Source organism: Kitasatospora sp. NPDC093558 (assembly GCF_040683475.1).
Taxonomy (GTDB): Bacteria; Actinomycetota; Actinomycetes; order Streptomycetales; family Streptomycetaceae; genus Kitasatospora.
Genome location: NZ_JBFBDY010000251.1, coordinates 1 through 9,228 on the forward strand (window position 1 = coordinate 1; position 9,228 = coordinate 9,228).

Annotated in this window: 9 protein-coding genes; 1 reads left to right on the plus strand and 8 read right to left on the minus strand. The window is 73.7% G+C overall.

What is annotated here, in order from left to right; all coding sequences use genetic code 11:
* From AB0O00_RS22085 to AB0O00_RS22110, 6 genes are all read right to left on the minus strand, one after another.
* Positions 1-240 (minus strand): hypothetical protein (locus tag AB0O00_RS22085; RefSeq protein ID WP_363654303.1); only part of this gene is annotated, 240 nt, incomplete at its 3' end.
* On the minus strand, positions 237-2,741 hold the full coding sequence (gene acnA / locus AB0O00_RS22090) for an aconitate hydratase AcnA (RefSeq protein WP_363654305.1): 2,505 nt from the start codon (positions 2,739-2,741) through the stop codon (positions 237-239). The genes AB0O00_RS22085 and acnA, both read right to left, overlap by 4 nt.
* Positions 2,738-4,147 carry a citrate/2-methylcitrate synthase gene (locus AB0O00_RS22095; RefSeq protein ID WP_363654307.1) on the minus strand — a complete coding sequence of 470 codons (1,410 nt, stop codon included), beginning with the start codon at positions 4,145-4,147 and terminating at the stop codon, positions 2,738-2,740. The genes acnA and AB0O00_RS22095 overlap by 4 nt, the downstream gene beginning before the upstream one ends.
* Positions 4,148-4,178: 31 nt before the next feature.
* Complete coding sequence (locus AB0O00_RS22100) at positions 4,179-5,756, minus strand: amino acid adenylation domain-containing protein (protein ID WP_363654309.1); 1,578 nt, start codon at positions 5,754-5,756, stop codon at positions 4,179-4,181.
* A gap of 72 nt (positions 5,757-5,828) precedes the next feature.
* Entirely contained in the window at positions 5,829-6,032 is a 204-nt protein-coding gene (locus AB0O00_RS22105; RefSeq protein ID WP_363654311.1) for a hypothetical protein, read from the minus strand.
* A 169-nt stretch (positions 6,033-6,201) separates the two neighbouring features.
* A complete protein-coding gene (locus tag AB0O00_RS22110; protein WP_363654312.1) occupies positions 6,202-6,528 on the minus strand; it encodes a hypothetical protein in 327 nt (108 codons plus the stop codon).
* A 173-nt stretch (positions 6,529-6,701) separates the two neighbouring features.
* Between AB0O00_RS22110 and AB0O00_RS22115 the strand changes: the two genes are divergently transcribed.
* Entirely contained in the window at positions 6,702-7,694 is a 993-nt protein-coding gene (locus AB0O00_RS22115) for a helix-turn-helix transcriptional regulator (protein ID WP_363654314.1), read from the plus strand.
* 21 nt (positions 7,695-7,715) lie between these two features.
* On the opposite strand, the gene AB0O00_RS22120 is transcribed toward AB0O00_RS22115, so the two are convergent.
* Together AB0O00_RS22120 and AB0O00_RS22125 are read right to left on the minus strand one after the other, a co-directional pair.
* Positions 7,716-8,546 carry a class I SAM-dependent methyltransferase gene (locus AB0O00_RS22120; RefSeq protein WP_363654316.1) on the minus strand — a complete coding sequence of 277 codons (831 nt, stop codon included), beginning with the start codon at positions 8,544-8,546 and terminating at the stop codon, positions 7,716-7,718.
* A gap of 108 nt (positions 8,547-8,654) precedes the next feature.
* Positions 8,655-9,228: fused MFS/spermidine synthase (locus AB0O00_RS22125; protein ID WP_363654318.1), on the minus strand; the 574-nt coding region annotated here is incomplete at its 5' end.

Below are 9,228 nucleotides of genomic sequence, written 5' to 3' on the forward strand. Positions count from 1 at the left end.
CTCCTCCCAGGCCACGGCCGCCGCCAGCACCGCCGAGACGTCCTCCGGTGCGGCGCCCGCGATCCGGGCGCCGGACAGGGGGTGCCCCGGCTGTGACGCGGCCCGCTCCAGCGCGGGGACGCGGCCGGCCTCGTCGACGGCGAGGACCGTCAGACCGGCGTCGCGCGGCTCCAGGAGGAACCGTTCCTGCTTGAAGGTGCCGGCGCCGAGTACCAGCAGCGCGTCGTTGTGCGGGATCACCGCTCGCCCCCGCTCTCCAGCCGGTCCAGGAGGTACCTGAGGGTCCCTCCGGACAGCAGGACGTTCCATTCCCCGGCGGAGTGCACGTCGGCCCGGGTGGTGAAGGCGGTGCCGCCCGCGCGGACCCCGGCCAGCCCGGTCTCCCGCACCCTGTCCAGGTCCAGCGCGAACTCCTCGTGCCCGGTCAGGCCGAGCGAGGCCCACGACTCCCCTTCCGGGAGCAGCAGGGGCAGGATTCCGACCGCGCAGAGGTTCGCCCGGTGGATGCGTTCGAAGCTCTGCGCGAGGACCGCCCGGACGCCCAGCAGCCGCGGGCCCTTCGCCGCCCAGTCGCGGGACGAGCCCATCCCGTAGTTGGCGCCGGCCAGGACGATCAGCGGCGTGGCGCTGTGCGCGTACCGCTCGGCGGCGTCGAAGACCGGAAGGCGCTCACCGGTCGGCAGGTGCAGCGTGTCGCCGCCGCTGTCCCCGGGCGGAAGGAGCCCGTTGTGCAGCCGCGGGTTGGCGAACGTGCCGCGCGCCATCACCTCGTGGTTGCCGCGCCGGGAGCCGTAGGAGTTGAAGACGGTGACGCCGCGCCCGCCGAGGTACTCCCCCGCGGGCGAGTTGCGCCTGATGGCGCCCACCGGGGAGATGTGGTCGGTGCTGACGTCGTCGCCCAGCGCGACCAGCGCCCGGGCGCCGTGCAGCGAGGCGAGGGCCGGCGCCTCGTCCAGGTACGCGGGCGGGCGGACGTAGGTCGACTGCTCGTCCCACGCGTAGACCGCGCCGCTCTGCGCCGGGATGTCCGCCCAGCCCGCGGGCGGTTCGACGGCGGCGGTGAAGGCCTCGGGGGTGAGGAACTCGGCTTCCAGCGCGGCCAGTTCGGCACTGTCGGGCCACAGGTCCCGCAGGTGGACCGGAGTTCCGTCGCGGTCGACGCCCAGCGGGTCGCGCTCGGGGTCGAGCCGGACGTGACCGGCCAGCGCGAGCGCCACGACGAGCGCGGGCGAGGCCAGGTAGCCCGCCTTGACCTGGGCGTGGACGCGGGACTCGAAGTTCCGGTTCCCGCTCAGGACCGCGCAGACGGCCAGGCCGTGGTCCTCGACCGCCGAGGCGATCTCGTCCGCCAGCGGCCCGCTGCCGCCGTTGCACGTCATGCACCCGTGCCCGGTGACGTGGAAGCCCAGCTGCTCCAGGGCCGGGAGCAGGCCGGCCGCCTCCAGGTAACGGGCCACCGCCCGCGAGCCCGGGGAGAGGCTCGTCTTGACGTGCGCCGGCACCGTCAGTCCGCGCTCGACGGCCTTGCGGGCCAGCAGCCCCGCGGCCAGCATCGCCGTCGGGTTGGAGGTGCTGGTGCAGGAGGTGATGGCGGCGATGACGATGTCCCCGTCGCGCAACCCGCTCTCCGCCGAGCGGATTTCGGGCTGGAGCGCGGCGAAGGAGTCCGGCAGCCCGCTCAGCGGGATCCGCTGGTGCGGGAAGCTCGGCCCGGCGAGGCTCGCCGTCACCTCGCCCAGGTCGAAGTCGACGGTCCGGCCGAACACCGGCTCGGGGCCCTGCCGGAACAGCCGCTGCTGCCGGCAGTACTCCTCGACCAGGCGGACCGACTCCTCCGGCCGCCCGGTGGAGCCCAGGTACCGTACGGTCTCCTCGTCCACCGGGAAGAAGGCGCACATCGCCCCGTACTCGGGGGCCATGTTCGCGATGGTGCAGCGGTCGGGCGCGGACAGCGCGCCGACGCCGGGCCCGGTGAACTCCAGGATCACGCCGAGGACGTTCTCCTCGCGCAGCCGCCGGGTCAGGGTGAGGGCGAGGTCGGTCGACGAGACGCCGGGCCGCAGCGCGCCGGTCAGCCGGACCCCGACGACGGACGGCACCCGCATCGGCTGCGCCATCCCCAGCAGGACGGCCTCGGCCTCAAGACCGCCGACGCCCCAGCCGAGGACGCCGAGCCCGTTGACCATGGTGGTGTGGCTGTCGGTGCCGAGCACGGTGTCCGGGAAGGCCGTCCCGTCCGGCCCCACCGACACCACGGTGGCCAGCCGCTCCAGGTTGATCTGGTGGACGATCCCCTGGCCGGGCGGGATCACCCGCAGCCCGTCGAAGGCCTGCTCGGACCACTTGAGGAAGGCGTAGCGCTCCCGGTTGCGCTCCAGCTCCCTGGCCTCGTTCAGGGCCGCGGCGTCGGGCCGGCCCGCGAAGTCCACCTGGACGGAGTGGTCGACCACGACGTCCATCGGCACGACGGGGGCGACCGCACCGGGGTCCGCGACGCGGCTGCGCATCGCGGCGAGGTCCACGAGCATCGGAATGCCCGTGTAGTCCTGGACCAGCAGCCTCGCGGGGCGGAACTCGATCTCGACGTCGGGGGTTTCGCCCTGCGCCAGCCGCTTGCCGAGGACCGCCGCGGTGTCCTCCTGGCCGGTGCGCAGCAGCCCTTCCAGGAGGACGCGCCCGCTGTACGGCACCGCGTCGAGGTCGAAGCCCCGATCCGTGGCGAAGCCCGGGAGGCCGGTCACGCGGCCGCTCCCGGGTAGCTCAGGCCGCGCGGGCCCACGTACGAGAGGAGCGGGCGGATCAGCACGTTGTTGGCGTGCTGCTCCAGCGCCTGGGCCACCCAGCCCGCCGTCCGGCCGGCCACGAACATCGGCACCGCGAGGTCGTCCGGCAGCCCCATCAGCCGGTACGCGAGCCCGGCGTACAGGTCGACGTTGGGCGCGACCCCGTGCCGGGCGTACGACTGCATGGCGCCGCGCACCGCCTCGATGATCTCCAGGCCGCGGAAGTCGCCGCGCTCCCGGCTGAGTTCCTCGACGGTGGCCCGCAGGTGGCGCACGCGCGGGTCCTCGGAGCGGTACACCCGGTGGCCGAAGCCCATGACCGGCTGGTTGCGGCGGTGCAGCTCGGCGACGAAGGCCTCGGCGTCGGCCGGGCTGCCCACCTGGTCGATGAGGTCGACGACGCGCTCGGCCGCGCCGCCGTGCACCGAGCCCGCGAAGGTCGCGATGGCCGCGGTGAGCGCGGCGGTCATCCCGGACCGGCAGCCCACCGCGATCCGCGCGGAGAACGCGGAGGCGTTCGCGCTGTGGTCGGCGTGCACGATGAGGCCCTTGTTGACGAACCGTACGGCCGCCGGGCTCGGCCGGGTGCCGAGCAGCGCGGCCAGGAAGGCCTCGGCGTGCGAGGCGTCCTCGGCCGGCACGCCCGGTTCGCGGCCGTTGCGGTAGGCATGGTGGGCGGCGATGAGCATGGGCACCTGGGCGATCAGCGCGACGCCGACCTCCCGCGCCCGGTCGTAGGTCTCGTCGCCGTGCCCGGGCTCGCCGCCGCTGAAGGCGCCGAGCGCCGAGACGCCGGTGCGCAGCGCCTCCATGGGGTGCACGTGGGCGAGCGACCTGACCAGGTCCAGGACGGGAGCGGGCAGCCGGCGGTGGGCCCGGAGCTCCTTCGCGAAGGCTTCGAGCGCCGCGGCGTCCGGGAGTTCACCGGTCAGCAGGAGGTACGCGACCTCCTCGAAGGCGGCGCGCTCGGCGAGGTCGTGGATGCTGTACCCGCGGTACTCGAGGACGCCGTCGGTCGCGCCGATGTAGGTGATCGAGCTGCGGTCGACGTGGACGCCGTCCAGGCCCCGGTGCACGGTGGGCGCGGTCGCCGTCGGCGCAGGGGTCGCCGGGGTCGCCGGGGTCGCCGCCGGTGCTGCGGGTGCGGCGCCGGACTCGAGGAACTCCCGGATCGCCTTGACGCTGCGGAGTTCGAGCAGCAGCTCGTCGTCGATCGTCAGGCCGAACTCCTTCTCGAGCGCGACCATCAGGTTCACGTGCCCCAAGGAGTCCCACTGCCTGATCGACTGGTATTCGAGGTCGTCGGCGATCTCGTCGGCGTCGATCCCCAGGGTCGTGGCGATGAGTTGGTCAAGGTTCGTCATGGTCTCTCCCCCTCGTCGGTCGAAGAACGGATCAGCTGGAGGTGGCCTGGTTCTCCAGCCACTGCCGCAGGGCGTTCCGGTCGACCTTTCCGTTGCTGTTCAGTGGCATGTCGTCGATGAGGTGCACCGACTTGGGCACCATGTAGGCCGGCAGCCGCTCTCCCACGGCCTTGGCCGACGTGCCGGGGTCGTCCGTCCCGGAGACGACGGCGACCAGGGAGTCCCCGTCCGGTGCGACCAGGCAGACGGCCTCGACGCAGCCGGCCGCCCGCAGCGCCGCCTCGACCTCGCCGAGCTCCACGCGGTAGCCGCCGACCTTCACCTGCTGGTCGTTGCGGCCGGCGTAGACGTAGTGGTCGCCGCGCAGCCGCACCAGGTCGCCGGTGCGGTAGTAGGTCTCGCCCTCGTGCTCGAACTGCCGCTCGGCGGTCAGCTGCGGCGCACGCCAGTACCCCGGGAACCGCTGCGGGCCCGTCAGGCAGAGTTCGCCGGTGCCTCCCGCCGGCACCGGCCGTAGGTCCTCGTCGACGACGAGCGGGGACATTCCCGGGTAGGGGCGGCCGATCGGCACCAGGTCGCGCTCGCACTCCGCCGGGCTCGCGGCGCGGTCCCAGCGGTAGGCCGTACAGGCGATGGTGAGCTCGGTCGGACCGTAGAGGTTCTCCACGGTCGAGTTCGGCGCGGCCTCCTGCCACGCCTCGGCGATCGGGCGGGGAAGCGCCTCGCCGCAGAACAGGCTCCAGCGCAGCGTCGGCATCCGGCCCGGGGTCAGGGTGCCGCGCTTGAGCAGCACGGCGGCCACCGAGGGGACCGAGAACCAGACGGTGACGCCGTTCTGCTCCAGGAACCGGTACGGCGCGAGCAGTTCGATCGGCTGCATCGAGCACACTCGGGCGCCGCTCTCCCAGGCCGTGAAGAGGTCGAACACCGACAGGTCGAAGGTCTGGTCGAAGGTCTGGGTGAGCCGGTCGTCCGGAGTCAGCCGGTACCGGGCCGAGTTGACGTCCAGGAAGGCCCGCACGTTCCCGTGGGTGACCGGCACGCCCTTGGGCGTTCCGGTGCTGCCCGAGGTGAACAGCAGGTAGGCCGGGTCGTCCGCACCGGTCGGCGGGAGGTCGGCGATGGCCATCGGCTCCGCGCCGGCGAGGTCGGCGGCCCCGAAGACCGGACCGGCCGCGCTGCCCGCCAGGGCGCCGGCCTCGGCGTTCGGGAGGAGGACGGCGGGCGGACGCCGCAGCCCGCGCAACAGCTCGGGCAGGTCCGGCAGCGACTCCTCGTCGACGATCAGCGCGTCGAGGTCTGCCTGTTCGAGCATGGCGCGGGTGCGCTGCAGGGGGAAGCGGCGGTTCAGCGGCACGAAGGCGGCCCCCGCGAACAGCGCCGCCAGGACGCCGAGGTAGGACGACTCGCTGCGGTAGGCGAAGACACCCACCCGCCGGGGGCGCCCTCCGACGCCCTCGGTCAGCCGGGTGGCCCAGCGCCTGGCCGTGTCGGCTCCCTCGGCATAGGTGTACGCGCGCCTGCCGACGGTCAGCGCGACGTGGTCGGGACGGAGGTCTGCGTGCTGCAGGAATCCTGCCCGCAGGCTCCGGTCGGAGCTGATGTGCACGATGCTTCCCTGCTCGGAGGTGGATGGACGACGCGCGGGGACCGCCGCGACGGCGGCTCGATCCCTCGGCGGTCAGGTCCCCCAGGTGAGGTCGTTCGACCCGGTGCCGTGGTGGTCGGCCGCGAGCGTGGCGGCCGTCGTGGCCGGCGTCACGTCCGAGGCGGTCGAAACGGCCGGGGCGGGTGCGGCACCGGAGCCGAGGAGCAGGGCGAAGGCGCCGAAGGAGAGACAAGCCACCGCGGCGGCCCGGACGAGACGAGTGCGAAGACGGAGCATGCTGTGTGGTTCCTCTACCGGACATCGAGGGTGAAGTGGTCGGACCGGCCCGAGCGCCGAGCGCCCGACCCCCCTTCCGACCCCGGCGGGGCGACCCGGCCGGTGATCAACAGCCTTCCGGAGTCCCGTGATCCGCGGAAGGCGTCCCCGCTGGACTGAATAGGTCCCGTCATATTCCGTCCACCCCGGGGTCGGCCAGGAGTCGCTCGTAGTACGGCGCCAGCAGCGGGACGCGGGCGTGCAGGGGGAGCCAGCCGGCGAGGCCGGGGCGCTGCGCCATCGCGCGGCGGTACACCAGGAGGGCGAGCGCCTCGGCGTCTTCGAGCCGGTCGGCGAGGAGGAAGATTCCGACCACCGGAGCGGGCACGGCCCGCGGGTGCGCGACGACGTGCTCGACGCGCTCGTCGGGACGGGCCGCGGCTCTGACCCAGTCCGCCGTCTCTTCGGGGAGTTCGGCACCGGGCGCGCGATGCAGGCTCACGTGAACGAGATACATGCCCCCAAGAGTCCCAAAATGATCATTAGCAGACCCATGGCGGCAATCGGGACACTTTAGGCCATGGCCGGAAAGGGCCTGCGGTACGAATGCGCGGAACTCGCCCACCCCGCCGGGAGAGAAGTGCGATCATCAGAGTGGACACCTGCTGATTGCGTTCATTCAGGGGGAGAATGCTTACCGCCTTTGGGATCGATGCCGTGTCGGACGCCGTGTACCGCACGATGCTGGCCCACCCCGGAGAAGACGTCGAGACGGTCGCCGCCCACCTGGAACTCGACGTGCCGAGCGTGCGCGCAGCCCTCGCGTCCCTCAGCCAGCTCGCCCTGCTCCAGCCCTCCAACTCCTCCCCCGACCGGTTACGGGCGGTGTCCCCGGACCTCGGCATGGAAATCCTGCTGACCCGGCAACAGGCCTCGATAGCCGCCCAACAGCAACGGCTGGAAGCCGCTCGCGCCGCCGCCGCCCAACTCATCGCGCAGTATTCCGACTTGAGGCCGAAACAGAGTTCGCCCGCGGTCGAACAACTCATCGGCCTCGGCCAAATACGGGACCGCCTCGCCGATTTGAGCCGCGAGATCGAAACCGAGGTCATGACGTTCGCCCCGGGAGGCGGCCACGACCAGGGCGACCTCGCCGCGTCCCGGCCGCTGAACGAGTCCCTGCTCGCCCGCGGCGTCCGCATCCGGACCGTCTACCTCGACAGCGTCCGCAACCACGCGGCGACGCTGGAGCACGTCCACTGGATCTCCGAGCACGGCGGCCAGGTCCGCACCGCGCCGACCCTGCCCACCCGCATGATCATCGTGGACCGGGCCCGCGCGCTCATCCCGGTCAGCAGCGACGACGCCACGACCGGTGCGGTCCTCCTCAGCGGGCAGGGCACGCTGACCGCGCTCTGCGCCCTGTTCGAAGGGGTCTGGGACCACGCCCAGCCGCTCGGCCAGGAGGCGGTGCGCGACCGCAACGACCTGACCTCGCAGGAGGCCACCGTCATCAAGCTGCTCAGCGACGGCCACACGGACGAGGCCATCAGCAAGCGGCTCGGCGTCTCCCCGCGCACCGCCCGCCGCATCACCAGCGACCTCCTGGAGCGCCTCGACGCCCGCAGCCGCTTCCAGGCGGGAGCCAACGCCGTCCGCCGGGGCTGGCTCCCGCCGCACTGACGGGTCCTGCACCGACGGGTCCTACGGTGTGGGAGCCCCCGCCGTTTCGGAGAAGCGCAGTGCGACCACCGACGGCCTGCCGTTCACCCGGGCCGCGAACGGCAGCAGGGCGCGGACGATCCCGCGCCCGCCCTCCGGGTACACCTCGCGGACGTCGGTCACCGCCGGGTGGGCGGTGGCGAGCTTCCCGCGCTCGTCCGCGTCCATGCCGAACGGCATCGCCGGCGCCCGGTAGTGCTTGTCCCGCAGCTTCCCCTGGACGGCCCGCGCGCTGAACCAGCGCGGCACGGCGTCGAGGACGAAGGTCGCCCCGGGGAAGCGCTCGGCGCAGGCCGCGATCAGCGCGCGGACCTCGGCCGGGCGCAGGTACATCAGGAGCCCCTGGGCGCTGATCAGCACCCCCTGGGCCGGGTCCACCTCGTCCATCCAGCGCGGGTCCGTGGCGGAGCACGCGACGATGCGGTGGCGCTCGTCCGGCGGCAGGAGGCGCTCGCGCAGCAAGGCCGTCTCCGGCAGGTCGACCGAGAGCCAGCGGGCGCGCCCGTTGTCGACCCGCCAGGCCTGCGTCTCCAGGCCCTCGCCCAGGCAGACGACGGTGCCGCGCGGGTGCCGGGCGAGGAAGTCCGCCACCTCACGGTCGAAGCACGCCGCCCGCAGCGCCTGGAGCTGCGCGACCGCCGCCCGGTGCCCGAACCGCTCCTCGAACGGGAAGTCGATCCGCCCGACCAGCTCGACCGCCTTCGGGTCGTGCAGGACGGCGTCCGGCCGCCGCGCCTCCACCGCCCGGTGCCACAGCGTCCACAGCGCCGTCTCCGGCACCTCCCCCAGCTCCGGCCGCTCCGCGCCGCCCATCGCCCGCTCCCTCCGTCGTGCTCCCGCTTGGACCCGCCGATTCTCACACCCCGGGACGGCAGCCGGGTGAGCCGACGCGCGGCCGGGGCCGCCGGAGGGGCGACTGCCTCACCCCACGCTGAAGGCGCCGTCCGGCGGGGGCGGGGAGTCGGTGGCGTCGGCGTCCGTCACCGGGGCCGCGCGGCCGACGAGGGCGGCGAGGTCGGCGCCCTCCGTCAGGCGGGCCGGGAAGATGTCCGCGGCGAGGGCGCGGGAGAGGTCCGCGACCGGGAGCGGCGCGGTCGAGCCGGCCAGCAGGATGTTGCCGTAGCGCCGCCCGCGCAGCACCGGGGCCTCGGCGATCAGGCAGACCTCGGGGAACACCGCCCGCAGGGTCGCCGCCTGGGCGCGGGCGAAGGCCAGCGGCGGGCCGTCGGCGAGGTTCGCGGCGTAGCAGCCGCCGGGGCGCAGCGCGGCGGCGGCCAGGCGGAGGAACTCCACCGACGTGAGGTGCGCGGGCGTGCGCGAGCCGTGGAAGACGTCGGCGACGACGAGGTCCAGCGATGCGCCCGGCACGGCGGCCAGGGCCGCGCGGGCGTCGCCGACCGTCGCCGTGATGTCGACGCCGGGGCCCTGCCAGGGCAGGTGTTCCTCGACGAGGGCGAGCAGGGGCCCGTCCACCTCGACGACCTGCTGCCGCGAC

Coding starts and splice junctions, on each gene's coding strand:
- AB0O00_RS22110 (WP_363654312.1), bottom strand. CDS start 6,528: ATGTATCTCGTTCACGTGAGCCTGCATCGCGCGCCCGGTGCCGAACTC.
- AB0O00_RS22115 (WP_363654314.1), top strand. CDS start 6,702: ATGCTTACCGCCTTTGGGATCGATGCCGTGTCGGACGCCGTGTACCGC.
- AB0O00_RS22120 (WP_363654316.1), bottom strand. CDS start 8,546: ATGGGCGGCGCGGAGCGGCCGGAGCTGGGGGAGGTGCCGGAGACGGCG.
- AB0O00_RS22105 (WP_363654311.1), bottom strand. CDS start 6,032: ATGCTCCGTCTTCGCACTCGTCTCGTCCGGGCCGCCGCGGTGGCTTGT.
- AB0O00_RS22095 (WP_363654307.1), bottom strand. CDS start 4,147: ATGACGAACCTTGACCAACTCATCGCCACGACCCTGGGGATCGACGCC.